This is a genomic window from Streptomyces sp. NPDC048441 (assembly GCF_043200235.1).
Lineage (GTDB): Bacteria > Actinomycetota > Actinomycetes > Streptomycetales > Streptomycetaceae > Streptomyces.
Genome location: NZ_JBICXM010000005.1, coordinates 243,008 through 267,614 on the forward strand (window position 1 = coordinate 243,008; position 24,607 = coordinate 267,614).

The following is a 24,607-nucleotide window of genomic DNA, read 5'->3' on the forward strand; positions in this document are numbered from 1 at the left end:
GGCCTCCTTTCGCGTTTCCCTGCCGGGCGGCCACCGGCGCCGAGGGGCAGAATGCGTCGGGTGAACGCTGAACCCGAGAGCGCTGAACCGCAGAGCGCGGCACCACTCGTCGGCCCCGCACTGCGTCGGCTCGTCGTGCCCGTCAGCGTGCTCGGCTCGGTCGTCGCCGCCTTCGCCTACGTGGGCTCGGTCGACCCGAACGAGCCCGGCCACTACCCAGCCTGCCCGCTGCTCCGGCTCACCGGGATCTTCTGCCCCGGCTGCGGCGGACTGCGCAGCGCCCACGCCTTCATCCACGGCGACATCGCCGCGGCACTAGGCGCCAACGCGCTCGCGGTCGTCGGGTACGGCGTCTTCGCGGTCGTGTGGACCCTCTGGGCGGTCCGGGCGGCGCGCGGGCAGCGGCTGCGGATCGAGTTGGGGTCGGCGCAGCTGTACGCCGTCGGGGCGCTCATCGCGGTGTTCACCCTCGTACGCAATCTGCCGTTCGGGGCATGGCTGCATCCTTGATGTTCCGCTTATGTGCCACGAAACCCCAGGCCGGAGGGGTGAAGAGTGTCCAGGACGTGGGACTGGCGTCAACCGGATGCGGGGCCTTCGCCCTCCTGCGGATATCATCGCAGTGACCATCGGAATGCCTGATGAGGCAGCCGAACAGCTTGAGGTTCAACAGCAGCTTCACCGTCAGGGAAGGGGGCCGCTCGCGTGAGTGTGCTCGACGAGATCATCGACGGAGTCCGTGCCGACCTCGCGGAACGGCAGGCGCGCGTCAGCCTCGACGAGCTCAAAGAGCGCGCGGCGAAGGCTCCTGCGGCCAAGGACGGGGTCGCCGCACTGCGTGGCGACGGCGTCAAGGTCATCTGCGAGGTCAAGCGCTCCAGCCCGTCCAAGGGCGCGCTCGCCGCGATCGCCGACCCGGCCGGGCTCGCCGCCGACTACGAAGCGGGCGGCGCCGCCGTCATCTCCGTGCTCACCGAGGAGCGCCGCTTCGGCGGTTCGCTCGCCGACCTGGAGGCCGTCCGGGCCAAGGTCGACATCCCGGTGCTCCGCAAGGACTTCATCGTCACCTCGTACCAGCTGTGGGAGGCGCGTGCCTACGGCGCCGACCTCGCCCTGCTGATCGTGGCCGCCCTCGAACAGCCCGCCCTGGAGTCGCTCATCGAGCGCGCCCACTCGATCGGCCTCACGCCGATCGTCGAGGTGCACGACGAGGACGAGGCCGAGCGGGCCGTGGACGCGGGGGCGCGGGTCATCGGCGTCAACAACCGCGACCTCAAGACGCTGAAGGTCGACCGCTCCACCTTCGAGCGGGTCGCGGCCGAGCTGCCCGACAACGTCGTCAAGATCGCCGAGTCCGGTGTGCGCGGGCCGCACGACCTCATCGCGTTCGCCAACGCGGGCGCCGACGCGGTGCTCGTGGGCGAGTCCCTGGTGACCGGCCGCGACCCGAAGAGCGCGGTCTCCGACCTCGTCGCAGCGGGCGCGCACCCGGCCCTGCGGCACGGGCGGAGCTGACCCTCACCCATGTCCATCGCCGTCCGCCTCGCACCCGGTTGCCGCCCTCGCGGCTGCCGGGCGCCCGCGCGACGGGTTCATGGGCGCCGGGTCCGGTACGTGATCGGTGACGAGCCCGGTCAGGTCAACGGGATGCGATGGCAGAGCGGCGCCTTGACCGCCGCCGCGAGCTGAGAAGCGCCCGTAAGGGGCGCGGGACTGTTTCGATTTGCGGCTCCGCCGCGTGGGCGCGATCAGCCCAAGACGGGCCGCAGTCGCGATAGAACCTGACCAGCCACGGCGCCAAGGCGTACTCACGTCAATAAACGCCAGCGCCAGCCTTAGCGAGGTATCGCCATGCCCAGCCAATTCTTCATCCCGGACCCCGAGGGTCAAGTCCCCACCGCCGAAGGCTACTTCGGCGCGTTCGGCGGCAAGTTCATCCCGGAGGCCCTTGTCGCCGCCGTGGACGAGGTAGCCGTCGAGTACGACAAGGCGAAGAGCGACCCCGCCTTCGCCGCCGAGCTCGACGACCTGCTCGCCAACTACACCGGCAGGCCCAGCAGCCTCACCGAAGTGCCCCGCTTCGCGGAACACGCGGGAGGCGCACGGATCTTCCTCAAGCGCGAGGACCTGAACCACACCGGCTCGCACAAGATCAACAATGTGCTCGGCCAGGCCCTGCTCACCAAGCGCATGGGCAAGACCCGCGTCATCGCGGAGACCGGCGCAGGGCAGCACGGCGTCGCCACCGCCACCGCCTGCGCGCTCTTCGGCCTCGAATGCACCATCTACATGGGCGAGATCGACACCGAGCGCCAGGCCCTGAACGTGGCCCGTATGCGTATGCTCGGCGCCGAGGTCATCGCCGTGAAGTCCGGCAGCAGGACCCTGAAGGACGCCATCAACGAGGCGTTCCGCGACTGGGTCGCCAACGTGGACCGCACGCACTACCTCTTCGGGACCGTGGCAGGACCGCACCCGTTCCCGGCCATGGTGCGTGACTTCCACCGCGTCATCGGGGTGGAGGCCAGGCGCCAGATCCTGGAGCGCGCCGGACGTCTTCCCGACGCCGCCGTCGCCTGCGTGGGCGGCGGCTCGAACGCCATCGGCCTCTTCCACGCCTTCATCCCGGACGCGGATGTCCGCCTCATCGGGTGCGAGCCCGCGGGCCACGGCATCGAGACCGGCGAGCACGCGGCCACGCTCTCCGCGGGTGAGCCGGGAATCCTGCACGGTTCGCGGTCGTACGTCCTCCAGGACGAGGAAGGGCAGATCACCGAGCCCTACTCGATCTCCGCCGGACTCGACTACCCGGGCATCGGCCCCGAGCACGCCTTCCTCAAGGACAGCGGCCGCGGCGAGTACCGCGCGGTCACCGATGACGCGGCCATGCAGGCCCTGCGCCTCCTGTCACGCACCGAGGGCATCATCCCGGCCATCGAGAGCGCCCACGCACTCGCCGGGGCGCTCGACGTCGGCAAGGAGCTCGGCAAGGACGGGCTGATGATCATCAACCTGTCCGGGCGCGGCGACAAGGACATGGACACGGCCGCGCGCTACTTCGGCCTGTACGACACGGACGCCGCCGTCGAGGCGGACGCGGGCAACGGTGCCGCGGAGATCGAGGGGGACGCCAAGTGAGCGGCAACATCCAGCTGTTGGGCGACACCCTCGCCGCGGCCAAGTCCGAGGGCCGCTCGGCCCTCATCGCCTACCTTCCCGCCGGGTTCCCGACCGTCGACGGCGGCATCGCGGCCATCAAGGCCGTCTTCGATGGCGGCGCCGATGTCGTGGAGGTCGGTCTCCCGCACAGCGACCCCGTCCTCGACGGCCCCGTCATCCAGACCGCCGACGACATCGCGCTCAAGGCGGGCCTGAAGATCGCCGACGTGCTGCGCACGGTGCGCGAGGCTCATGAGGCAACAGGCAAGCCGGTGCTCGTCATGACGTACTGGAACCCGATCGACCGCTACGGCATCGAGCGCTTCACCGCCGAGCTCGCCGATGCGGGCGGCGCCGGATGCATCCTGCCCGACCTGCCCGTCCAGGAATCGGCGACCTGGAGGGAGCACGCCGAGAAGCACGGCCTGGCGACGGTCTTCGTCGTCGCGCCGAGCAGCAAGGACGAGCGGCTCGCCACCATCACGGCGGCCGGTTCCGGCTTCGTGTACGCGGCCTCGCTGATGGGCGTCACGGGCACCCGTGCGTCTGTCGGGGAGCAGGCGCAGGAGCTGGTGCGGCGCACCAAGGCCACCACGGACCTGCCGGTCTGTGTCGGCCTCGGTGTCTCCAACGCCGCCCAGGCCGCCGAGGTCGCGGGCTTCGCCGACGGCGTGATCGTCGGCTCCGCCTTCGTCCAGCTGATGCTGGACGCCGAGGACGAGACCGCGGGCCTCGCCGCCGTCCGCGCGCTCGCCGCCGATCTCGCCCGGGGAGTTCGCGGCACCGCGTAACTCGTACGGGTGGACCTGGGACCGGGGAGGCACGCTCGTGCCTCCCCGGTTCGTTGGCGGGGTGTGAGTGAGAAGAACAGTGAGGGAAAGCGCGCGGCCCGCGAACGGCTGGCGGAAGAGCGGGAGCGGCAGAAGTCGCGGGACAAGCAGCGCAGAGTGCTGATCGTGAGTGCCGCCGTCGTGGGCGTGCTCGCGCTGGCCGCCGTGGTGGGCCTGGTCGCGGCCAACTCGGGCGACGACAAGGACACTTCGGGCCCCTTGTCGGTCCCCAAGGGGGCGAGCGGCAAGGATCAGCTGGCGATCCCCGTCGGCAAGGACAGCGCCAAGTCCGCCCTCACCATCTGGGAGGACTTCCGCTGCCCCGCCTGCAAGCAGTTCGAGGACACGTACCGCACGACGATCCATGACCTCGTCGGCAAGGGCCAGCTCAAGGTCCAGTATCACCTGGCCACGATCATCGACGGGAACATGGGCGGCAGCGGCTCCCTGCGCGCGGCCAACGCGGCGGCCTGCGCCCAGGACGCCGGGAAGTTCACGGCGTACCACGACGTGCTCTACAAGAACCAGCCCGCGGAGACCGACGACGCGTTCAGCAAGAACGGCAAACTGATCGACCTCGCGGGCGAGGTCGACGGGCTCGTCGACGACTCCTTCAAGAAGTGCGTGAACGACGGCAAGCACGACAGCTGGGCCACCAAGTCGAACAAGGCCTTCCAGGCATCAGGCCTGAAGGGCACGCCGAGTGTGCTGCTCGACGGCAAGGACATCTTCGGCGATCAGAAGAATCCGCTGACCCCGGCGAAGCTGAAGGCGAAGGTGGAGGCAGCGAACAAGGGGTAGCGCGGCCCCCTGGTGCGGAGCGCCCGCCTCGGGGCGCTTGTTATGGAGACGTAGCCGGGCTGGTTGCCCCGGCCTCCACCCGGCACGATAGCGTCGGACCTGCCATGGACCTTGCCTTCATTCCCAGCCCGTCGCGCGGAGTGGTCGAACTCGGACCCATTCCGTTGCGCGGCTACGCGTTCTGCATCATCATCGGCGTCTTCGTCGCCGTCTGGCTCGGCAACAAGCGGTGGATCGCTCGCGGGGGCCGGCCAGGCACCGTGGCCGACATCTCCGTCTGGGCCGTGCCGTTCGGCCTCGTCGGCGGGCGTCTCTATCACGTGATCACGGACTACCAGCTGTACTTCAGCGAGGGCCGTGACTGGGTGGACGCCTTCAAGATCTGGGAGGGCGGCCTCGGTATCTGGGGCGCGATCGCGTTCGGCGCGGTCGGTGCCTGGATCGGCTGTCGCAGGCGCGGCATCCCGCTGCCCGCCTGGGCCGACGCCCTCGCCCCCGGTATCGCCTTCGCCCAGGCGATCGGCCGCTGGGGCAACTGGTTCAACCAGGAGCTGTACGGCAAGGCAACGGATCTGCCCTGGGCCCTGAAGATCACGTCGGCGGAGGACGGGCGCGTGCCCGGCACCTACCACCCGACGTTCCTGTACGAGTCCCTCTGGTGCGTCGGCGTCGGCTTCCTGGTCATCTGGGCCGACCGCCGCTTCAAGCTGGGACACGGCCGGGCGTTCGCGCTGTACGTCGCGTCGTACTGCGCGGGCCGCGGCTGGATCGAGTACATGCGCGTCGACGACGCGCACCATGTGCTGGGCCTGCGCCTGAACGTCTGGACCGCCATCGCGGTCTTCGTGCTCGCGGTCATCTACCTCGTACTGTCCGCGAAGAAGCGCCCCGGCCGCGAGGAGATCGTCGAGCCGGTGCCTGCCGGCGAGGAGCCCGCGGACGGTGCGTCGTCCAAGGACGAGGCTGAGTCGGAGTCTGAGGCCGAATCGTCCAAGGACGCCAAGGACGCCAAGGACGCCAAGGACGCGGACAAGGACAAGGACGGGGCCGGGTCAGCCAAGAAGGGCTGAGGCACTCTCCACCTTTCGTACGTCGATGGGGCCGCCGGATCGGTTGATCCGGCGGCCCCATCGCTATCCCCGCCGCCCGGCGAGGTCCAGGACCCGCCGCGCCCCCTCCACCACCGCCTTGTCCACGAACGTGCCGTCCGGCAGGGCCAGGGCACCCGCCTCCGTAGTGGCCGCCTTGACGATCTGCTCGGCGTGTTCGATCTCCTGAGGGGTGGGGAGGTAGGCCTGTTCGATGGCCGGGAGCTGGCGGGGGTGGATCGCGGCTCTGCCCAGAAAACCCAGGGTCCGGCCGTGGGCGCAGGACGCCCTCAGGCCGTCCAGATCTCTGATGTCCGGGTACACCGACTGCGCCGGTGGCGCGAGCCCCGCGGCCCGTGCGGCCACCACGACGCGGGCGCGTGCCCAGTCGAGGCCCGCGTCGTCACGTACTCCCAGGTCCGCGCGGAGATCCGCCTCGCCGATGGAGAGCCCGTGCAGGGCCGGGTGCGCGGTGGCGATGGCGAAGGCGTGCTCCAGGCCGATGGCCGATTCGATGAGGGCGTGCAGGACGGGGGCGCCACCGTCCGCGGGGGCCGACCGTTCCGCGACGCGGACGACGTCGGCCGGGCAGGTCACCTTGGGCAGGCGCAGGCCGAAGACCCCGGGGAGGTGCGCGATCGCCCGGAGGTCGGCCTCGGCGAGGGGCCCGTCCAGGGCGTTCACGCGGACGTGGACGGGGAGGGGAGGGGGCTCTGACAGGAGCTCGGCCGTCGCCGATCTCGCGTACTCCTTGCGGTCGGGGCCTACCGCGTCCTCCAGGTCGATGATGACGGCGTCGGCGCCCGCGAGCAGGGCCTTCGCCACGATGGACGGGCGGTCGCCGGGCGCGTACAGCCAGGTGAGAGGCGCTTCTTTCATGGCCCGTTCCTTCATAGCGCGCCCTCCTCGCGCAGGCCCACGATCTCCCGTTCCGTCAGGCCCAGTTCGGTCAGGACGGCCTCCGTGTCCGCTCCGTGCGGGCGGCCCGCCCAGCCGATCGAGCCCGGTGTCTCGGAGAGGCGGAAGAGGACGTTCTGCATCCGCAGCGGGCCGAGCTCCGGGTCGTCGACCGTGGTGACGCTGTCCAGGGCCGCGTACTGGGGGTCCGTCATGACGTCGCGTACGTCCTGGATGGGAGCGACCGCCGCCTCCGCCTTCTCGAAGGCCTCGATCACCTCGCCGCGGGTGTGCAGGGCGATCCAGCCGCCGACCGCGTCGTCGAGCACGTCCGCGTGGGCCGCGCGCTCCGCGCCCGTCGAGAACCAGGGCTCGGAGATCAGCTCCGGGCGGCCCACCAGACGCATCACGCGCTCGGCGATCGACTGGGCGGAGGTGGAGACCGCGACCCAACTGCCGTCCGCCGTACGGTAGGTGTTGCGGGGCGCGTTGTTGGTGGAGCGGTTGCCGGTGCGGGGCTGGACGTGGCCCAGTTGGTCGTACCAGAGCGGCTGCGGGCCGAGGACCGTGAGGATCGGCTCGATGATCGCCATGTCCACGACCTGGCCCTTGCCGGTGCGGTCGCGGGCCGCGAGCGCCGTCATCACCGCGTACGCCGTCGCGAGCCCCGCGATCGAGTCGGCGAGGCCGAAGGGCGGCAGGGTCGGCGGCCCGTCAGGATCGCCGGTGATCGCGGCGAATCCGCTCATCGCCTCGGCGAGGGTGCCGAAACCGGGGCGGCGGGAGTACGGCCCGAACTGACCGAAGCCGGTGACGCGGGTCAGGACGAGACGGGGGTTGGCCGCGCTCAGTTCCTCCCAGCCCAGGTCCCACTTCTCCAGGGTGCCGGGACGGAAGTTCTCGATGATGACGTCCGCGGTGGCGGCGAGACGCAGCAGGGTCTCACGGCCGCCGGGTGTCGAGAGGTCGAGCGTCATCGTGCGCTTGTTGCGGCCGAGTAGCTTCCACCAGAGGCCGACGCCGTCCTTCGAGGGGCCGTGTCCACGGGACGGGTCGGGCCTGCCCGGATGCTCGACCTTGATGACCTCCGCGCCGAAGTCGCCGAGCATCGTGGCGGCGAGGGGGCCCGCGAAGAGGGTCGCCACGTCGAGGACGCGGAGGCCGGTGAGGGGTGCGGGGGTGAGGGGGGCGGGGGTGGGGGACTGCATCGTCATGACGCGGCTCCGTTCGCCTGGGTGTCGATCTCGGAGCGGTACGGCATGGACGCCGAAGCCCCCGGACGCTGGACGGAGAGGGCCGCCGCGGTCGACGCCCAGGCGAGCGCCTCAGGCACGGAGCCGCCCTCGCCGAGGGCCACCGCGAGGGTGCCGACGAAGGTGTCGCCCGCTCCTGTCGTGTCCACCGCCGTGACATGCGGGGCCTCCACCATGACCGGCTCGGCGCCCCGGGCCGCGTACAGGCTGCCGCGCGAGCCCAGCGTGACGACGACTTCGGGGACCTGGGAGAGGAGGGCTTCGGCAGCGGCGTGCGGGTCCGTGAGGCCGGTGAGGGCGGCCGCCTCGTGCTCGTTCGGGACCAACAGGTCGGTGGCGGCGAGGAGTTCGGGGGGCAGGGGCTGCGCGGGTGCGGGGGTGAGGACGGTGCGTACGCCGTGGCGGCGGGCGGCCTGCGCGGCGGCGAGCACCCCTTCGACGGGGATCTCCAGCTGGAGCAGAAGGAGGTCGGCCGAGGCGATCAGGCCTTCGTCGCCGGGGGTGAGTGCGGTGAGGGTGCCATTGGCGCCGGGGATGACGACGATCGCGTTGCCGCCCTCGTCGTCGACCACGATGTGCGCGGTGCCGGTGGCCGTCTCGACGGTGCGCAGGAGGTCGGTGTCGACGCCGGAGTGGCCGAGAGCGGCGCGGAGCTGACTGCCGAAGGCGTCGGCGCCGACCGCGCCGATCATCGACACGGCGTCGGCGCCGGCGCGGGCCGCGGCGACGGCCTGGTTGGCTCCCTTGCCGCCGGGGAGGGTATGGAACTCGCGCCCGGTGACGGTCTCTCCGCGCTGTGGGGCCTTGGCGACGTACGCGACGAGATCCATGTTCATGCTGCCGAGTACGGCGATGTGGGTCATGGGCGGTGTGTCTCCTGGATCTCCGGGATCACATGGATCTCATGGGTCTCATGGGCGAGTTCGGTGGTGAGGTCCGCGAGGGTGTCGAAGCCGATGCCGTCGAAGCCGGGGATCGAGGTGGCGATGCGGTTGTCGAGCGGGGCCGTCCAGCGGTCGGGGAGCGCGTCCGGGTGACCGGCGAGCAGGCCCGCGATCGACCCCGCGGTCGCGCCGTTCGAGTCGGTGTCCCAACCGCCGGACACCGCACGGGTGATGGAGCCGGTGAAGTCGCCGTCGGCGTGGGTGAGGGCGGCGGACAGGAGGGCCGCGTTGGGGATGACGTGGACCCAGTGGTGGTGGCCGTGGGCCGCGTGCAGCTGGTCGACGACTTCGTCGAAGTGCTTTGTTTCGAGGGCCAGTTGGATGCCGTGGCGGATCGCTCGGGCCAGCCGCGAGTCCTGCGGTACGACGGTGAGGCCGGTGCGGAGGCAGTGGTGGACGTCTCCGGTGCCTGCCGCCGCCTCGGCGATCGTGGCCGCCGCGAACATCGCGCCGTACACGCCGTTGGCGGTGTGGCTGAGGCGCGCGTCGCGGTACGCGCTGTCGGCTGCCGCCGTGGGGGCGCCGGGGTTCGTCCAGCCGTGGACGTCGGCGCGGATCAGGGCGCCGATCCATTCGCGGAAGGGGTTGTGGTGGGTAGCGGTGTGCGGGGGCTCGATGCCGTTGAGGAGGTTGCGGTAGGCGATGCGTTCGGCGGTGAAGGTGCGGGCCGCGGGGAGTTCGTCGAGCCAGAGCCTTGCCACGTCCGTGGTGGTGAAGTCTCTGCCGTGGTGTTGGAGGAGGCGGAGGTTGAGGAGGGGGTAGTTGAGGTCGTCGTCCTCGGGCATACCGTTGATGTTTTCGGCTAGGGAGGTCTGCGCGGAGCGCTTGTTCCAGGGGTGGGCCTGCTGGAGCTCCCGGGGGAGGCCCTTCTCTGTGAACCAGGTGCTCAGGGGCCAGTTGCCTGTTGCTTTGGCCAGCTGGCGGATGCCGGTCAGGGGGAGCTTCTCCACTGGTTTGCCCAGTAGGCAGCCTGCTGCTCTGCCCAGCCAGGCGGCGTGTAGGCGGTGGCGTAGGGTCTCGCATTGCCGTGCGGCCCGGGGGGTGGCGTTGTGCCCACCCTTCCCCAAGCTCTCGGCTTCGCTCGACCAGGGGAGACCCCGATCGCCCTGCGGAACGCCTGCCCACGACGCGGGCGGCTGGGACAGCTCGGCCAGTAGCTTCTCCGCGAGGGCTCGTAGCTGCGGGGAGGGCGGGGCCGGGGACGCGCCCGCTCTGGCAGGGGCCAAGTGGCCGCCTGCCGCTAGCCAGCGGGAGCGTACGGAGCTGGTGTCCTTGCCCTCCTCCTCCGCCTGGCGGAGTTCGTGGCCGATCAAGTCCTCCGGCTGGACCCAGGTGAGGCGGATCATGGGGCGGCCGTCAGGGTGGCGTATGCCGACTCGTGGGTGCGGCGGCGGCGTACGTCGCGGGTGAAGATCTCCTGGGTGACCTCCGTCAGCGTCCTCGCCGGGGCATGCAGGTCCAGGCGGCTGGCCTCCGCGACCGCCTTGGCCCACTCCGGCGGGGCGCCCGAGCCCAGGGCGCCGGCGATCGCGCCGCTCATCGTCGCGATGGAGTCGCAGTCACGGCCGTAGTTGACCGAGCCGAGGACCGTATGGCGGTAGTCGCCGTCGCTCACCAGGAGCATGCCGAGTGCGATGGGGAGTTCCTCGATGGCATGGACGCGGGAGGGGCGGCGGGCGCCGAGGGAGGGGGCGCGGTAGTCCGGGCCCACCGTGTCGAAGGGGGTGATGGCGGCGCGGAGGGGGGACAGGGCGGACTCGAAGTCCCGGTGGTGCGACGCCGCTTCGGCCACCGCCTCGATCGCGGCCCGCGTCCCGTCCTTCGCGAGGGAGAGGGCGGTGTCGATCACCGAGACGGGCGTCGCGCCCGGTACGCACGCGGCGGACACCGCCGCCGCGAAGACTCCCGCGGCCTCACGTCCGTACGACGACTGGTGTGCGCCCGCGATGTCGAGGGCCTCGGCGTACGCGGCTGCCGGATTCGCCGCGTTGACGAGGCCGACCGGTGCCATGTACATCGCCGCACCGCAGTTGACGATGTTTCCGGTGCCCGCCTCGCGCGGGTCGACGTGACCGTAGTGGATGCGGGCGACGATCCACTTCTCCGCGAGGAAGATCCGCTGGAGGGGGAGGGCCTCCGATTCGAGTTCCGGGATCCAGCGGGGGGTCGTCATGAGGTCGGGGACCAGGTGGTCGGCGACCGCGTAGGCGTCCAAGTGGTCGCGGACGGCGGCGTACACGCGGATGAGCGCGTGCGTCATCAAGGTGTCGTCGGTGATGTGTCCGTCGCCCTTGTGGTACGGCGCGATGGGGCGGGCGGTGCGCCAGTGCTCGGCGTTCCAGGGGCCGACGATGCCGTGTACGCGGCCGCCGTGCCGTTCGACGATCTGCTCGGGGGAGTAGCCCTCGACGGGGCCGCCGATGGCGTCGCCGACGGCTGCTCCGACCAGACAGGCGGTGATGCGCTCAGCGAGAGCTGCATCCGTTGGTTCCATCGCTTCTTTTGGTTCCGTTGGTGGCGTCATGTCGGGATTGTCCTCCCGAAGTGGTGAGTTCCGTGGCTGCCAGGTGCCCGGCGAGTTCCACCAGGTCGGTGCCCGCGAGGCGGGGGAGAGCGCAGCCGGAGAGGGTGCGGCAGGCGTCGCGCCAGGATTCGGGGATGGCGGCGGCGGTGCCGAGTACGCCGGTCAGCGCGCCGGTCAGGGCGGGTGCGGAGTCGGCGACGCGGGAGAGGCAGGCGGCGGCGGGGACGGCATCGCGGATGCGGCCGCGGGCCGCGGTGGTCAGGGCGAGGGCCACCGGAACCGTCTCGGCGGCGGCGATTCCGTAGCTGTAGACGTGGTCGACGATCTGATGCTCGAGGAGGGGGACGAGGCCGAAGGCGCCGTCCTCCTCCGCCTGGGTGCGGGCGAGTTTGACGGCGTGCCAGGCGTTGCGGCCGATCTCGGTGTGCTCGGGAAGCTGGGCGAGGGCGGCGTCCACGGTCGCGTCGACGTCCGCGCCGCCGAGCGCCGCCGCGATCGCCGCGGCCATCGCGCGGGCACCGTGCACGCCGTCGCCGTCCTGGGTGTAGCGGGCGTCGAACTCGGCGAGGGCGGCGGCCAGTTCGGGGTCGCCCTGGTGGACCAGGGCGAGGACGCAGGCGCGTACGCAGGCGGCGTCGTCGAAGAAGTGGGGGTTGTCGTGGCCGGTGGCGGGTGGGCGCAGGCCCGCGGCGAGATTGCCAAGGCCCGCGCGTACGGAGATGCGGGCGCGCAGGGGGAGTACCGCCGATTCGACCTCGGGCGCGCGGGCCGCTGCCGCGGCGATCTCGCTGGCGAGGGTGTTCCAGGCGAGGTCGAGCGCGGCGCGCATACGTCGGTCGGGGCTCAGCGTGGCGCTGAGGGTGCCGTCCGCCGCGCGGAGCACGGATTCCGCGGCGAAGGCGGCCCATTCGGCGTCGTCGGACGGGCCGAGGCGGAGGGGTTCCGGGGGTTGGTTGAGCGCGATGGGGACGGGGAGGGTGGTGGTGGCGTTCTGCTCGGCGAAGGTGTCGAGTTCGCGGGTCAGCCTGCGGGTCCATTCGGGCATACGGGCCGCGCGGTGCCGGGCGGCGGGCCACCCGGCGGCGTCACCTGCCGCGAGTCCCAGGAGGAGGCCCTCGATGCGACTACCCACAGCACCGGGAGCCACTACGGGGTAAACGGGTGGATGGGATGGAGAGATCCGCCGCGAAGCGGCGGCCTTGTCCGTAGTCATGACAGCTCCGGAGCCGGAGTGAGCAACTCCGCGACGTCCAGCACATGATGCCCCCGCATCGAGGGCAGGCAACTGCCCCGCGCAGCCCCGATCGCAGCGGCCCACAGCGACGGAATCGCCGAGGCCCCCCACGTCGCACCGGCCAGCGCCCCCGCCACCGCCGCGGTGGTATCCGCGTCCCGCCCCATGTTGACGGCAGTCAACACGGAGTCCGGAAAACGCCCCGCCGCCGAGGCGTACGCCCCGAAGGCAAGACCCACCGCCTCAGGGGCGAGGTCGGTCCACGGGTAGCCGCCGATCACCACGGCGGACCGCACCGCCCGCTCCCCCCGGTGCGCCACAGCCACAGCCCGCCGCAGCGACCGCGAGGTCCAGCAGTCCATCGGGATGACGGACAGGGCCGCGGCCACCACGGAGTTCACCGGCGCCCCGCCCATAGCCGCCGCGACCCCCGCGGCGACCGCCTGCCCGCCGTAGATGCCCTCGCCGTCATGGCTGACCGAGCCGTCGATCGCCACGAGCCGGGCCGCCTCGGCGGGCTGCCCCGCGGCGAAGACCCCGAAGGGAGCGGCCCGCATCGCGAGCCCGTCGCTCCACGCGTGGCGATGCTGGGCGGAAATGGGGGCCGCGAGGCCACGGCGGAGGTTCTCCAGGGTGCCCCGCTCGCTGAATCCCGCACCCCGGAACGGGCCCTCGTCGAGGTCGGCGATCCACTCGTGCCAGGCCGCTTCGACATGCCTGATGGTGAGGGCCGAGCCGTGCCGGGCGAGGAGGAGCCCGGAGAAGATCGCGTATTCGGTGTCGTCCGTGCCTGCCGGATGTTCGGCGACGTATCCGGTGATGCGTCCCCAGCGGCGGCGGATCTCCGACGGCTTCATGTTCTCGGCGGGCGCGCCGAGCGCGTCGCCGACGGCCAGGCCGAGAAGCGAGCCACGCGCCCGCTCTCTCAGGCCGATCACTCCGGTCGTTCCGGTTGCTCCAGTCACACCGGTCAAGCTCGTCATGCTGTGCCTCCCTGGTGCCGAGACGTGTGCCCGCGTCGCTGGCTGCGGCTGCGGGTGTCCCTGTCTGCATCCCTGCCACGCGGCACCCCCGACGCGAGCATCCGTAACCCCGACATCACCCCTCCGACATATGCGATCACCGGTTCGAGGAACCCACGTTCCCGTCCATGTCCGCACCCGCGTCCGCGCAGGTAAGTACGGCCTTCCTTGCTGGCGAGAGCGATTTTTCGCGCGTACTTTCGAGATCGACCAAGCACTGAGGGGGCCCACCATGGCGATCATCGAGACCGAAGCCGCGCTGCACGAGGCGCACCGCGACAACCACACCCACCGTGATGTGAACGGTGGCTGGCTGCGTCCCGCGGTCTTCGGCGCGATGGACGGTCTGGTGTCCAACCTGGCCCTGATGACCGGTGTCGCCGGCGGAGCCGTGTCGCAGCAGACCATCGTCGTCACGGGTCTGGTCGGCCTGACCGCGGGAGCCTTCTCCATGGCCGCGGGCGAGTACACCTCCGTCGCCTCGCAGCGCGAGCTCGTTCAGGCCGAACTCGAGGTGGAGCGGCGGGAGTTGCGCAAGCACCCGGCGGACGAGGAGAACGAGCTCGCCGAGCTGTACGTGTCCCGTGGCGTCGAGCCGGTGCTCGCCCGCGAGGTGGCCAAGCAGCTGTCCAAGGATCCCGAGCAGGCCCTGGAGATCCACGCGCGCGAGGAGCTCGGCATCGATCCCGGCGATCTGCCGTCGCCGACCGTCGCCGCGGTCTCCTCCTTCGGCGCTTTCGCGCTCGGCGCCCTGCTCCCCGTACTGCCGTATCTGCTCGGGGCCGACACCTTCTGGCCCGCCCTGCTGCTCGCGCTGATCGGCCTCTTCGGCTGCGGTGCTGTGGTGGCGAAGGTGACCGCGCGGTCCTGGTGGTTCAGCGGGCTGCGGCAGCTGGCGCTCGGCGGGGCGGCGGCGGGTGTGACGTACGCCCTGGGCAGCTTGTTCGGTACCGCCGTAGGATGAGTTGTTGCAGTCCTATGCGGGACCTTGCATAAGTAGCCGTTACTCGGCGGTTTCGAGTCCTTAACCACGGGGCATGAGCCGTAAGCGCCGCGGGCAATGAGGCTCGCGCCGCTTTCGGGCCTTAGGTCATTGATCTGTCCGTATAGGTCCCGTAGGTTCCCCTCCTCGCCGCTCCCCACACTCATGGGCGGTGTCCACATGGTGGAATGAGCTATCCGCTTTTCGAGAAGCGTTCCATCATGTAACCTGCACGAAATTTCGCCTGGGCCAACGTCGTCCCTCGCTTTTTGCCTATGCCACGACGACGACGGGAGAGCCAATGCGTACGCACGCCTGGTCGCCCATGGACGGTCGCCCCGCCCCCCAGGGCATGTACGACCCCCGTAACGAACACGACGCCTGTGGTGTCGGGTTCGTGGCCACCCTCACCGGTGTAGCCAGCCATGAGCTGGTCGAACAGGCGCTGACCGTACTGCGCAATCTCGAACACCGTGGTGCCACCGGCTCCGAGCCCGACTCCGGTGACGGCGCGGGCATCCTGCTTCAGGTGCCGGACGCCTTCCTGCGCGAGGCCACCGGCTTCGCGCTCCCCGAGGCCGGTTCCTACGCCGTCGGTATCGCGTTCCTGCCGGTCGACACGGCCGGGACCACCGACGCCGCCGTCTCACGCATCGAGACGATCGCTTCCGAGGAAGGCCTGACGGTCCTCGGCTGGCGCGACGTTCCCGTCGCCCCCGAGCTGCTCGGTGCCACCGCCCGCTCGACGATGCCGGTCTTCCGGCAGATCTTCGTGGCCGACGGCGAGAGCACCGGCCTCGAGCTCGACCGCAAGGCGTTCGTGCTGCGCAAGCGCGCCGAGCGTGAGGCAGGGACGTACTTCCCCTCGCTCTCCGCCCGGACCATCGTCTACAAGGGAATGCTGACCACCGGCCAGCTCGAGCCCTTCTTCCCCGACCTGTCCGACCGCCGTTTCGCCACGGCCGTCGCGCTCGTCCACTCGCGCTTCTCGACGAACACGTTCCCGAGCTGGCCGCTGGCCCACCCGTACCGCTTCGTCGCGCACAACGGCGAGATCAACACGGTCAAGGGCAACCGGAACTGGATGCGGGCGCGCGAGTCGCAGCTCGTCTCCGACCTCTTCGGCAACAGCAAGGAGCTGGAGCGGGTCTTCCCGATCTGTACGCCGGACGCGTCGGACTCCGCGTCCTTCGACGAGGTGCTCGAACTTCTCCACCTCGGCGGACGTTCGCTTCCGCACTCCGTCCTGATGATGATCCCCGAGGCGTGGGAGAACCACGGCTCGATGGACCCGGCACGCCGCGCCTTCTACCAGTACCACTCCACGATGATGGAGCCCTGGGACGGCCCGGCCTGTGTCACCTTCACCGACGGCGTCCAGGTCGGCGCCGTTCTCGACCGCAACGGCCTGCGTCCGGGCCGCTACTGGGTCACCGACGACGGCCTCGTCGTCCTCGGCTCCGAGGTCGGCGTCCTGGACATCGACCCGGCCAAGGTCGTCCGCAAGGGCCGTCTCCAGCCCGGCCGCATGTTCCTCGTCGACACCGCCGAGCACCGCATCGTCGAGGACGACGAGATCAAGGCAGGACTCGCCGCCGAGAAGCCGTACCAGGAATGGCTGGAGGCCGGCGAGATCGAGCTCTCCGACCTGCCCGAGCGCGAGCACATCGTGCACACGCACGCCTCCGTCACGCGCCGCCAGCAGACCTTCGGCTACACCGAGGAAGAGCTGCGCATCATCCTCGCGCCGATGGCCCAGAACGGCGGCGAGCCGCTCGGCTCGATGGGCACGGACACGCCGATCGCGGCGCTCTCCGAGCGCCCCCGGCTGATCTTCGACTACTTCACGCAGCTGTTCGCGCAGGTCACGAACCCGCCGCTGGACGCCATCCGCGAAGAGCTCGTCACCTCGCTGCACTCCTCGCTCGGCCCGCAGGGCAACATCCTCGAGCCGACCGCCGCGACCTGTCGCAGCGTCACGCTGCCCTTCCCGGTGATCGACAACGACGAGCTGGCCAAGCTCATCCACATCAACGCCGACGGCGACATGCCCGGTATGAAGGCCGCGACCCTGTCCGGTCTCTACCGCGTCAGCGGCGGCGGCGACGCCCTCGCCGCCCGGATCGACGAGATCTGCTCCGAGGCCGACGCCGCCATAGAGGCCGGCGCCCGCCTGATCGTGCTCTCCGACCGGCACTCCGACGCCGAGCACGCGCCGATCCCCTCGCTGCTTCTCACCGCGGCCGTCCACCACCACCTCATCCGTACGAAGCAGCGCACCGAGGTGGGCCTGCTCGTCGAGGCGGGCGACGTCCGCGAGGTCCACCACGTGGCCCTCCTCATCGGCTACGGCGCCGCGGCCGTCAACCCGTACCTCGCGATGGAGTCCGTCGAGGACCTCGTCCGCGCGGGCACCTTCCTGCCGGGTATGGACCCCGAGCAGGCCATCCGGAACCTGATCTACGCGCTCGGAAAGGGCGTCCTGAAGGTCATGTCCAAGATGGGCATCTCGACCGTCGCCTCCTACCGCGGCGCGCAGGTCTTCGAGGCCGTCGGCCTCAAGGAGGACTTCGTCGCGAAGTACTTCGTCGGTACGACGTCCAAGATCGGCGGACTCGGCATCGACGTCGTCGCGGACGAGGTCGCCGCCCGGCACGCCAAGGCGTACCCGGTCTCCGGCGTCGCCTCCGCGCACCGCGCGCTCGACATAGGCGGTGAGTACCAGTGGCGCCGCGAGGGCGAACCGCACCTCTTCGACCCGGAGACGGTCTTCCGCCTCCAGCACTCCACGCGCAACCGCCGCTACGACATCTTCAAGAAGTACACGGACCGCGTGAACGAGCAGTCCGAGCGCCTGATGACGCTGCGCGGCCTGTTCAACCTGAAGTCGGACCGCCCTTCGATCTCCATCGACCAGGTCGAGTCGGCAGCCGACATCGTCAGGCGGTTCTCGACCGGCGCCATGTCGTACGGCTCGATCTCGCAGGAAGCCCACGAGACCATGGCCATCGCCATGAACCAGCTGGGCGGCAAGTCCAACACCGGTGAGGGCGGCGAGGACGCGGAGCGCCTGTACGACCCGGCCCGCCGCTCGTCCATCAAGCAGGTCGCGTCCGGCCGCTTCGGTGTGACCAGCGAATACCTGGTCAACGCGGACGACATCCAGATCAAGATGGCGCAGGGCGCGAAGCCCGGCGAGGGCGGCCAGCTGCCCGGCCACAAGGTGTACCCGTGGGTCGCCAAGACCCGGCACTCCACCCCCGGCGTGGGCCTGATCTCCCCGCCGCCGCACCACGACATCTACTCCATCGAGGACCTGGCCCAGCTGATCCACGACCTGAAGAACGCGAACCCGCAGGCGCGGATTCACGTGAAGCTGGTCTCCGAGGTCGGCGTCGGCACGGTCGCCGCGGGTGTCTCCAAGGCGCACGCGGACGTCGTCCTGATCTCCGGCCACGACGGCGGCACGGGCGCATCGCCGCTCACCTCGCTCAAGCACGCGGGCGGCCCCTGGGAGTTGGGCCTGGCGGAGACCCAGCAGACCCTCCTCCTCAACGGCCTGCGCGACCGCATCGTGGTCCAGACGGACGGTCAGCTCAAGACCGGCCGTGACGTCGTCATCGCCGCGCTGCTCGGCGCCGAGGAGTTCGGTTTCGCGACCGCGCCGCTCGTCGTCTCCGGCTGCGTCATGATGCGCGTCTGCCACCTGGACACCTGCCCGGTCGGCATCGCCACGCAGAACCCGGCGCTGCGCGAGCGCTTCTCCGGCAAGGCCGAGTACATCGTCAACTTCTTCGAGTTCATCGCCGAAGAGGTCCGCGAGATCCTCGCCGAGCTCGGCTTCCGCACCATCGAGGAGGCCGTCGGCCACGCCGAACTCCTCGACACCGAGCGGGCCGTGAACCACTGGAAGGCGCAGGGCCTCGACCTGGAGCCGCTCTTCCACGTGCCGTCGCTGCCCGGCGGCGCCGTGCGCCACCAGATCGCGGTCCAGGACCACGGCCTGGAGAAGGCGCTCGACAACGAGCTGATCAAGCTCGCCGCCGACGCGCTCTCCGCCTCCGGCGCGAGTGACGCCCAGCCGGTGCGCGCACAGGTCGCGATCCGCAACATCAACCGCACGGTCGGCACCATGCTCGGCCACGAGGTGACGAAGAAGTTCGGTGGCGCGGGCCTGCCCGACGACACCATCGACATCACCTTCACGGGCTCGGCGGGCCAGTCGTTCGGCGCGTTCGTGCCGCGCGGTGTGACCCTGCGCCTGGAGGGCGACGCCAACGACTACGTGGGCAAGGGCCTTTCGGGTGGCCGCGTCATCGTCCGCCCGGACCGCGGCGCCGACCACCTCGCCGAGTACTCGACGATCGCGGGCAACACCATCGGGTACGGCGCCACGGGTGGCGAGCTGTTCCTCCGTGGCCGCACCGGCGAGCGGTTCTGCGTCCGCAACTCCGGGGCGACGGTCGTGTCCGAGGGCGTGGGCGACCACGGCTGCGAGTACATGACCGGTGGCCACGCGGTGGTCCTCGGCGAGACGGGCCGTAACTTCGCGGCCGGTATGTCGGGCGGCATCGCGTACGTCATCGACCTCGACCGGGACAACGTCAACCCCGGCAACGTGGGCGCCGTAGAGGCCCTGGACGACTCCGACAAGACGTGGCTGCACGATGTCGTGCGCCGCCACGCGGAGGAGACGGGCTCGACGGTCGCCGAGAAGCTCCTCGCCGAGTGGCCCGCCTCGGTGGAGCGCTTCAGCAAGATCATCCCCAGCACGTACAAGGCAGTGCTCGCCGCCAAGGACGCCGCCGAGCGAGCCGGTCTCTCCGAGACCGAGATCACCGAGAAGATGATGGAGGCGGCGACCAATGGCTGATCCCAAGGGCTTTCTGAACCATGGCCGCGAGGTCGCGCAGACCCGCCCGGTCGGCGAGCGCGTCCAGGACTGGAACGAGGTCTACGTTCCCGGGTCCCTCCTCCCGATCATCTCCAAGCAGGCGTCGCGCTGCATGGACTGCGGTATCCCGTTCTGCCACCAGGGCTGTCCGCTGGGGAACCTGATCCCGGAGTGGAACGACTTCGCGTACCGCGAGGACTGGTCGGCCGCCTCCGAGCGGCTGCACGCCACGAACAACTTCCCGGAGTTCACCGGCCGCCTGTGCCCGGCTCCCTGCGAGTCGGCGTGCGTCCTCGGCATAAACCAGCCCGCCGTCACCATCAAGAACGTCGAAGTCTCGATCATCGACAAGGCGTGGGACACCGGCGACGTGCTGCCGCAGGCACCCGACCGCCTCTCCGGCAAGACGGTCGCCGTCATCGGCTCGGGCCCGGCGGGTCTTGCCGCGGCCCAGCAGCTGACCCGGGCGGGCCACACGGTCGCTGTCTACGAGCGCGCCGACCGCATCGGCGGCCTGCTCCGCTACGGCATCCCCGAGTTCAAGATGGAGAAGCGCCACATCAACCGCCGCATCGAGCAGATGCGCGCGGAGGGCACCAAGTTCCGTACGGGCGTGGAGATCGGCCGCGACATCGACGCGAAGAAGCTGCGCAAGCGGTACGACGCGGTGGTCATCGCAGCGGGCGCCACGACGTCACGCGACCTCCCGGTCCCCGGCCGTGAACTCAAGGGCGTCTACCAGGCAATGGAGTACCTGCCCCTGGCCAACAAGGTCCAGGAGGGCGACTACGTCACCACGCCCGTCTCCGCCGAGGGCAAGCACGTCGTGGTCATCGGCGGCGGCGACACCGGCGCGGACTGCGTGGGCACGGCCCATCGCCAGGGCGCGGCTTCGGTCACGCAGCTGGAGATCATGCCGCGTCCGGGCGATGACCGGAACGCGAACCAGCCCTGGCCGACCTTCCCCATGCTGTACAAGGTCACGTCCGCGCACGAGGAGGGCGGCGAGCGGGTCTACGCCGTCTCGACCACCCACTTCGAGGGCGACGAGGACGGCAACGTCCAGTTCCTGCACCTCACCGAGGTCGAGTTCATCGACGGCAAGCTGACCCCGAAGCCGGGCACGGAGCGCAAGATCCCCGCCCAGCTGGTCACCCTCGCGATGGGCTTCACGGGCACGGACCGCGAGAACGGCCTGGTCGACCAGTTCGCCCTGGACCTCGACGCGCGCGGCAATGTCGCCCGCGACGACGAGTTCCACACGAACGTGCCGGGCGTCTTCGTGGCCGGTGACGCGGGCCGCGGCCAGTCGCTCATCGTCTGGGCGATCGCCGAAGGGCGCTCGGCCGCGCGGGGCGTGGACCGTTTCCTGACCGGTGCGAGCGACCTGCCGTCGCCGATCCGCCCGACGGACCGTTCCTTGATGGTCTAGCGCCCGCCCCCCCCCAATACGTCCCGTACAACGGCGTACGGAACTGAGCGACGCCCGCCTTGTCCCCGACCGGACTTGGGCGGGCGTCGTGGCGTTCGACTCTATGTACGCCGCATGTGCCGCAGTGGCGTCAGCTGTTCGATGTCGTAGCGTGCGCGCAGCGCCTCGATCGCGGCGTGATCGGGAGGGCCGCCGGACGCGAGGAGCTCGAGGAGCTCCTCGAAGTAGCGCTCGTGATCGGGCGGTGGAGAAGACTGGAAGAACATCTTCGCCTCCGTCCCGGTCGGGTTCGCGAAGGCGTGCGGGCACCCGGCGGGTACGAGGATGACCGTGCCCGGTGTGGCCCGGACCACGCGCTTCCCCGAGTGGGACTCCCACTCGCGCCAGCTGTCCAGGGTGCGTACGAGTGGCTCGAAGGCAAGGACGTCCAGCTCGCCTTCCAGGATGTAGAAGAGCTCCTCGCTGCGGGTGTGGACATGCGCTCCCACGTCGAAGCCGGGTGGTACGACGACCTCGAAGCTGGAGGCCGCACGGGAGTGCTCTCCCGTGACTTTGAACGTCACCTGCTGGGCCGCGGTGCGCAAGGTGCGGCCACTGCCGGAGGGCACGAGGTGTCCCTCGGGCGGCGCGAGGTGAGTCATCCGCGCCCGCCCCTCGGCCCCTGGGTCGACCATCGGCCGAGAGCCATCTCGGCGGTGATGCCCGGACCGAAACCGGCGAGCAGTCCGCGTGCGGTCTCGTGTGCGCCGCCTTCGTCGAACATCCGGCGCAGGGCGTCCAGGACGACCGCGCTCGCGATGTTGCCGCACTCGGTCAGCGTGGCCCGGCTGAAGCGGAACGCATCCGGCGGGACCTGAAGGAACTTGCTCAGATCGTCGAGGATCCGCGGCCCTCCGGCGTGAATGATGTAGAAGTCCAGGTCTGCCGCGTCCCAACCGTGCTGGTGCGCCAGCGCCTTGAGGACCGGAGCCAGCGGTTCCATGGTGGTGGGCACGCGCTTGTCCAGCAGGAAGTGGAACCCGGTGTCGCGCACCGCGTAGGCGATCCAGTCCTCTGTGTTCGCAATGAGATGGGACCCGTTGTGTTCCAAGGACATGCCGGTGCCTCCGCTGCCCCGTACGACCGCGGCCGCGACGGCATCGCCGAAGAGACCGTTCGCGAGCAGGGATCCGACATCCAGGTCCGTGGGCTGGTAGCACAGGGAGCAGAACTCGCAGGACACGATGAGCACGTTGGCCTCCGGGTAGGCCGTACAGAAGTCGTGGGCGCGGTTGATCGCCGCTCCGCCCGCCGCACAGCCGAGCTGGGCGATCGGCAGCTGCCGGGTGTCACTGGAGAATCCCATCGTGTTGATCAGCCAGGCGGTCAGCGACGGCATCATGAAACCGGTGCAGGAGACATAGAGGATCAGATCGATGTCGCGCTGGCGGAGCTCCGCGTCGTCGAGCGCGCGCTGGATCACGGGTGGTACGCGCCTCTTGGCCTCCACCTGGTAGAGAGTGTTGCGCGCCTCGAAGCCGGGATGGCGCAGGGTTTCCTCGATGGGCTGAAGGATGTGCCGTTTCCGCACGCCCGTGTTCTCGATGAGCCGCAGTGCGAGCGGCAGGTCGGGGTGGTCGGCGTGCAGCGACCGGGCGAGGGCCAGTGTGTCGTCGATGGTGATGATGTGCTCCGGCACAGAGACCGCGGGCCTGCACAGAGTCGCCATGGGTCGCATCCTTCGGTAGGGCCGCGCGCCGGTGTGATGTGTGCCTCCACGGTCATGCCTGACCGGTTCCTGATCCACTTGTGGTGCGCCAGTGCGGTGATGCGGCCACGGGCGAAGCCTCCCGCCGTCCGCGCGGTTCACCGCACTGGGCGCACGTGCGTGCCGTACGGATGCAGACGCACGCACCGCGGCGGAGGATCGAGATCTGCCCGCCGACGTTCCCGTGAGGAGGCCCCGCCATGCCGGAGCTGGTCGATGCCGGTATGGGGTCCTCCGACAGGGTCCAGGAGGTGCGGCAACCCGCATGGACGCAGACCCCGGCCGGGCCGGGGACCACGTCGGCCCTGGTCGGCGAGGTCTTCGACGAGGGCACCTTCGTCGCCATGGGCCCACGGCGCGGAGGTTCGCGCTCCACGCACGGGGAGCGTGCGGTCATCACAGGTTCGGGCACCGTCGAGGGACGGCGGGTCTTCGCGTACGGTCACGACGCGTCCTGGGCCGCGCACGGTCTCGGCGCCGGCCAGGTCGCGAAGATCAGCAGGCTGATGGACCTCGCGCACCGCACGGGTGCCCCTCTGGTCGTCCTCTGCGGTGCCGACCGTCCGCGGGTCCCGGTCGATGCCGCGCCCTCCGCCGCCGGTGAACTGGTGGAGTTCGGCCGCCTGCTGCGCAGACATGCGCGCACATCAGGGGTCATCCCGCAGATCGGCGTCGTACTCGGCGCGCACGCGCCGCCGCAGTACGCGCTCGCCGACTTCGTCTTCACCCTCGCCGACGGCCCACGCCACGAGGGTGCCATCGTCCACGAGACCAAGGCGTCCCTTCTCACCGACGTACGCAGGCTGCTGTCCCTCCTGCCGTCCAACAACTGCGAACAACCCCCGGACGAGATCACGTTCGACCCGCTGGACCGACGCTGCCGGGCTCTGGCCGACGCCGCACCGGCGGACACCGACGACACCCACGACATGCGTCGTGTCATCGGCGACATCGCGGACGACGGCACGGCCTTCGAGGTTCATCAGGGGTGGGCAGGCAGCGTCATGTGCGCCCTGGTCCGAATCGGCGGCCGTGTCGTCGGAATCCTGGCCCATCAGTCCGAGCGCCCGGCCGGACCTGTCGGTGCGTGGGCACCGGGCCGGGCCGCACGGTTCGTGACGCTGTGCGATGCCTTCAGCGTCCCGCTCGTCACCTTGACGGACACGGCGGGACACCTGCCGTCGTACGGGAGTACACAGGGCGCACAGGGGAGCGGCGAACAGGCCCGGCTCACCTACGCCTACGGCAGCGCGACGGTCCCCAGAATCTCCGTCGTACTCCGGGGACCCGTCGGTCATGCGCTGCTCGCCACGGGTGCCTCAGGCGCGGATCTGACCCTGGCCTGGGCGAGCGGCGCTCGCGCGCTGTCCGCCGCCGAGCAGGGCCTCGTGGACGAGGTCATCGATCCCGCCGACTCACGACGAGCGCTGATCCGCGCTCTCGCCATGCTCCAGACCAAACAGGCCGAGCCGCCGTTTCGCAAACACGGAATCCCGCCGCTGTGAGGGTGAAGGGCGGGGTGGGAGACGCGGACGGACCGCCGGTGACACTGCGCATCGTGCGCGGCGCTCCCGACGCCGACGAACTGGCGGCGCTCACCGCCGTGCTGAACTCCCTGACCCGTGCCGCGGTGCGCACGGTGGTCAGCAGGCCCACCACCCGACGGGCGGACTGGCACCGCTCACGGCGGCCCGGATACGGCGCACCGGGATCCTGGCGCAGGCCGTAGCCGGAGCAGCCGCCCGGACGACGTGGGCCGGACGGCCGAACGCACCCGCGTCCTGCGGATGCAGGCACCAC

21 protein-coding genes are annotated in these 24,607 nt (G+C 70.5%); 12 read left to right on the top strand and 9 right to left on the bottom strand.

Annotated features, from left to right (window positions below):
• The first annotated feature begins 51 nt into the window (after positions 1-51).
• The 7 genes from ACGFSB_RS14790 to lgt all read left to right on the top strand — a co-directional run bounded on the left by ACGFSB_RS14790 (position 52) and on the right by lgt (position 5,860).
• Positions 52-510 carry a DUF2752 domain-containing protein gene (locus tag ACGFSB_RS14790; protein WP_393398498.1) on the top strand — a complete coding sequence of 153 codons (459 nt, stop codon included), beginning with the start codon at positions 52-54 and terminating at the stop codon, positions 508-510.
• Between the two features lie 195 nt (positions 511-705).
• Positions 706-1,515, top strand: coding sequence for an indole-3-glycerol phosphate synthase TrpC (trpC, locus tag ACGFSB_RS14795; RefSeq protein WP_393398500.1), 810 nt, complete (start codon positions 706-708; stop codon positions 1,513-1,515).
• A 9-nt stretch (positions 1,516-1,524) separates the two neighbouring features.
• Positions 1,525-1,689 carry a tryptophan biosynthesis modulator TrpM gene (gene trpM, locus ACGFSB_RS14800; RefSeq protein ID WP_393398502.1) on the top strand — a complete coding sequence of 55 codons (165 nt, stop codon included), beginning with the start codon at positions 1,525-1,527 and terminating at the stop codon, positions 1,687-1,689.
• Between the two features lie 162 nt (positions 1,690-1,851).
• Positions 1,852-3,138 carry a tryptophan synthase subunit beta gene (gene trpB, locus ACGFSB_RS14805; RefSeq protein WP_393398504.1) on the top strand — a complete coding sequence of 429 codons (1,287 nt, stop codon included), beginning with the start codon at positions 1,852-1,854 and terminating at the stop codon, positions 3,136-3,138.
• A complete protein-coding gene (gene trpA, locus ACGFSB_RS14810; RefSeq protein ID WP_393398506.1) occupies positions 3,135-3,950 on the top strand; it encodes a tryptophan synthase subunit alpha in 816 nt (271 codons plus the stop codon). The genes trpB and trpA overlap by 4 nt, the downstream gene beginning before the upstream one ends.
• 63 nt (positions 3,951-4,013) lie before the next feature.
• A complete protein-coding gene (locus tag ACGFSB_RS14815; RefSeq protein ID WP_393398508.1) occupies positions 4,014-4,790 on the top strand; it encodes a DsbA family protein in 777 nt (258 codons plus the stop codon).
• 104 nt (positions 4,791-4,894) lie between these two features.
• Complete coding sequence (gene lgt, locus ACGFSB_RS14820; protein WP_393398510.1) at positions 4,895-5,860, top strand: prolipoprotein diacylglyceryl transferase; 966 nt, start codon at positions 4,895-4,897, stop codon at positions 5,858-5,860.
• Between the two features lie 63 nt (positions 5,861-5,923).
• Here the strand turns inward: lgt and ACGFSB_RS14825 are convergent, their stop codons facing one another.
• Genes ACGFSB_RS14825 through ACGFSB_RS14855 form a run of 7 tightly spaced genes read right to left on the bottom strand, consistent with a single transcriptional unit; the run spans position 5,924 to position 13,713 of the window.
• Entirely contained in the window at positions 5,924-6,757 is an 834-nt protein-coding gene (locus ACGFSB_RS14825; protein WP_393398512.1) for an HpcH/HpaI aldolase/citrate lyase family protein, read from the bottom strand.
• Between the two features lie 11 nt (positions 6,758-6,768).
• Positions 6,769-7,983, bottom strand: coding sequence for a CaiB/BaiF CoA transferase family protein (locus tag ACGFSB_RS14830; protein ID WP_393399038.1), 1,215 nt, complete (start codon positions 7,981-7,983; stop codon positions 6,769-6,771).
• 2 nt (positions 7,984-7,985) lie between these two features.
• Positions 7,986-8,891: a ribokinase gene (gene rbsK, locus ACGFSB_RS14835; protein WP_393398514.1), complete on the bottom strand. Its 906-nt coding sequence runs from the start codon at positions 8,889-8,891 to the stop codon at positions 7,986-7,988.
• Positions 8,888-10,318 (bottom strand): ADP-ribosylglycohydrolase family protein, encoded by a 1,431-nt coding sequence (locus ACGFSB_RS14840; protein ID WP_393398516.1) that lies wholly within the window; start codon positions 10,316-10,318, stop codon positions 8,888-8,890. The genes rbsK and ACGFSB_RS14840 overlap by 4 nt, the downstream gene beginning before the upstream one ends.
• Complete coding sequence (locus ACGFSB_RS14845) at positions 10,315-11,496, bottom strand: ADP-ribosylglycohydrolase family protein (RefSeq protein ID WP_393398518.1); 1,182 nt, start codon at positions 11,494-11,496, stop codon at positions 10,315-10,317. The genes ACGFSB_RS14840 and ACGFSB_RS14845 overlap by 4 nt, the downstream gene beginning before the upstream one ends.
• Positions 11,438-12,709, bottom strand: a complete 1,272-nt coding sequence (locus ACGFSB_RS14850; protein ID WP_393398520.1) for an ADP-ribosylglycohydrolase family protein — start codon at positions 12,707-12,709, stop codon at positions 11,438-11,440. The genes ACGFSB_RS14845 and ACGFSB_RS14850 overlap by 59 nt, the downstream gene beginning before the upstream one ends.
• Positions 12,706-13,713, bottom strand: a complete 1,008-nt coding sequence (locus tag ACGFSB_RS14855; protein WP_393398522.1) for an ADP-ribosylglycohydrolase family protein — start codon at positions 13,711-13,713, stop codon at positions 12,706-12,708. Before ACGFSB_RS14855 ends, ACGFSB_RS14850 begins: the two co-directional genes overlap by 4 nt.
• Before the next feature lie 271 nt (positions 13,714-13,984).
• Here ACGFSB_RS14855 and ACGFSB_RS14860 point away from each other — a divergent pair, with 271 nt between their 5' ends.
• From ACGFSB_RS14860 to ACGFSB_RS14870, 3 genes are all read left to right on the top strand, one after another.
• The gene (locus ACGFSB_RS14860) at positions 13,985-14,716 is read left to right on the top strand and encodes a VIT1/CCC1 transporter family protein (protein ID WP_393398524.1); all 732 of its coding nucleotides are present in this window, start codon (positions 13,985-13,987) and stop codon (positions 14,714-14,716) included.
• A gap of 319 nt (positions 14,717-15,035) precedes the next feature.
• Positions 15,036-19,607 (top strand): glutamate synthase large subunit, encoded by a 4,572-nt coding sequence (gene gltB, locus ACGFSB_RS14865; protein WP_393398526.1) that lies wholly within the window; start codon positions 15,036-15,038, stop codon positions 19,605-19,607.
• A complete protein-coding gene (locus tag ACGFSB_RS14870; RefSeq protein ID WP_393398528.1) occupies positions 19,600-21,060 on the top strand; it encodes a glutamate synthase subunit beta in 1,461 nt (486 codons plus the stop codon). The genes gltB and ACGFSB_RS14870 overlap by 8 nt, the downstream gene beginning before the upstream one ends.
• A 101-nt stretch (positions 21,061-21,161) precedes the next feature.
• On the opposite strand, the gene ACGFSB_RS14875 is transcribed toward ACGFSB_RS14870, so the two are convergent.
• Both ACGFSB_RS14875 and ACGFSB_RS14880 read right to left on the bottom strand, forming a co-directional pair.
• Complete coding sequence (locus tag ACGFSB_RS14875; RefSeq protein WP_393398530.1) at positions 21,162-21,701, bottom strand: cupin domain-containing protein; 540 nt, start codon at positions 21,699-21,701, stop codon at positions 21,162-21,164.
• Positions 21,698-22,768: a type III polyketide synthase gene (locus tag ACGFSB_RS14880; protein WP_393398532.1), complete on the bottom strand. Its 1,071-nt coding sequence runs from the start codon at positions 22,766-22,768 to the stop codon at positions 21,698-21,700. The genes ACGFSB_RS14875 and ACGFSB_RS14880 overlap by 4 nt, the downstream gene beginning before the upstream one ends.
• A gap of 239 nt (positions 22,769-23,007) precedes the next feature.
• On the opposite strand from ACGFSB_RS14880, the gene ACGFSB_RS14885 reads away from it, so the two are divergent.
• On the top strand, positions 23,008-24,312 hold the full coding sequence (locus tag ACGFSB_RS14885) for a carboxyl transferase domain-containing protein (RefSeq protein WP_393398534.1): 1,305 nt from the start codon (positions 23,008-23,010) through the stop codon (positions 24,310-24,312).
• 14 nt (positions 24,313-24,326) lie between these two features.
• Positions 24,327-24,536 (top strand): acyl-CoA carboxylase subunit epsilon, encoded by a 210-nt coding sequence (locus ACGFSB_RS14890; RefSeq protein WP_393398536.1) that lies wholly within the window; start codon positions 24,327-24,329, stop codon positions 24,534-24,536.
• Positions 24,537-24,607: the final 71 nt, after the last annotated feature.

Excerpts from the sequence above, each read along its gene's own strand:
- ACGFSB_RS14790 (WP_393398498.1), top strand. The coding sequence starts at position 52 with ATGCGTCGGGTGAACGCTGAACCCGAGAGCGCTGAACCGCAGAGCGCG.
- trpM (WP_393398502.1), top strand. The coding sequence starts at position 1,525 with ATGTCCATCGCCGTCCGCCTCGCACCCGGTTGCCGCCCTCGCGGCTGC.
- trpB (WP_393398504.1), top strand. The coding sequence starts at position 1,852 with ATGCCCAGCCAATTCTTCATCCCGGACCCCGAGGGTCAAGTCCCCACC.
- lgt (WP_393398510.1), top strand. The coding sequence starts at position 4,895 with ATGGACCTTGCCTTCATTCCCAGCCCGTCGCGCGGAGTGGTCGAACTC.
- ACGFSB_RS14825 (WP_393398512.1), bottom strand. The coding sequence starts at position 6,757 with ATGAAAGAAGCGCCTCTCACCTGGCTGTACGCGCCCGGCGACCGCCCG.
- ACGFSB_RS14830 (WP_393399038.1), bottom strand. The coding sequence starts at position 7,983 with ATGCAGTCCCCCACCCCCGCCCCCCTCACCCCCGCACCCCTCACCGGC.
- rbsK (WP_393398514.1), bottom strand. The coding sequence starts at position 8,891 with ATGACCCACATCGCCGTACTCGGCAGCATGAACATGGATCTCGTCGCG.
- ACGFSB_RS14840 (WP_393398516.1), bottom strand. The coding sequence starts at position 10,318 with ATGATCCGCCTCACCTGGGTCCAGCCGGAGGACTTGATCGGCCACGAA.
- ACGFSB_RS14845 (WP_393398518.1), bottom strand. The coding sequence starts at position 11,496 with ATGACGCCACCAACGGAACCAAAAGAAGCGATGGAACCAACGGATGCA.
- ACGFSB_RS14850 (WP_393398520.1), bottom strand. The coding sequence starts at position 12,709 with ATGACTACGGACAAGGCCGCCGCTTCGCGGCGGATCTCTCCATCCCAT.
- ACGFSB_RS14855 (WP_393398522.1), bottom strand. The coding sequence starts at position 13,713 with ATGACGAGCTTGACCGGTGTGACTGGAGCAACCGGAACGACCGGAGTG.
- ACGFSB_RS14860 (WP_393398524.1), top strand. The coding sequence starts at position 13,985 with ATGGCGATCATCGAGACCGAAGCCGCGCTGCACGAGGCGCACCGCGAC.
- gltB (WP_393398526.1), top strand. The coding sequence starts at position 15,036 with ATGCGTACGCACGCCTGGTCGCCCATGGACGGTCGCCCCGCCCCCCAG.
- ACGFSB_RS14870 (WP_393398528.1), top strand. The coding sequence starts at position 19,600 with ATGGCTGATCCCAAGGGCTTTCTGAACCATGGCCGCGAGGTCGCGCAG.
- ACGFSB_RS14875 (WP_393398530.1), bottom strand. The coding sequence starts at position 21,701 with ATGACTCACCTCGCGCCGCCCGAGGGACACCTCGTGCCCTCCGGCAGT.
- ACGFSB_RS14880 (WP_393398532.1), bottom strand. The coding sequence starts at position 22,768 with ATGGCGACTCTGTGCAGGCCCGCGGTCTCTGTGCCGGAGCACATCATC.
- ACGFSB_RS14885 (WP_393398534.1), top strand. The coding sequence starts at position 23,008 with ATGCCGGAGCTGGTCGATGCCGGTATGGGGTCCTCCGACAGGGTCCAG.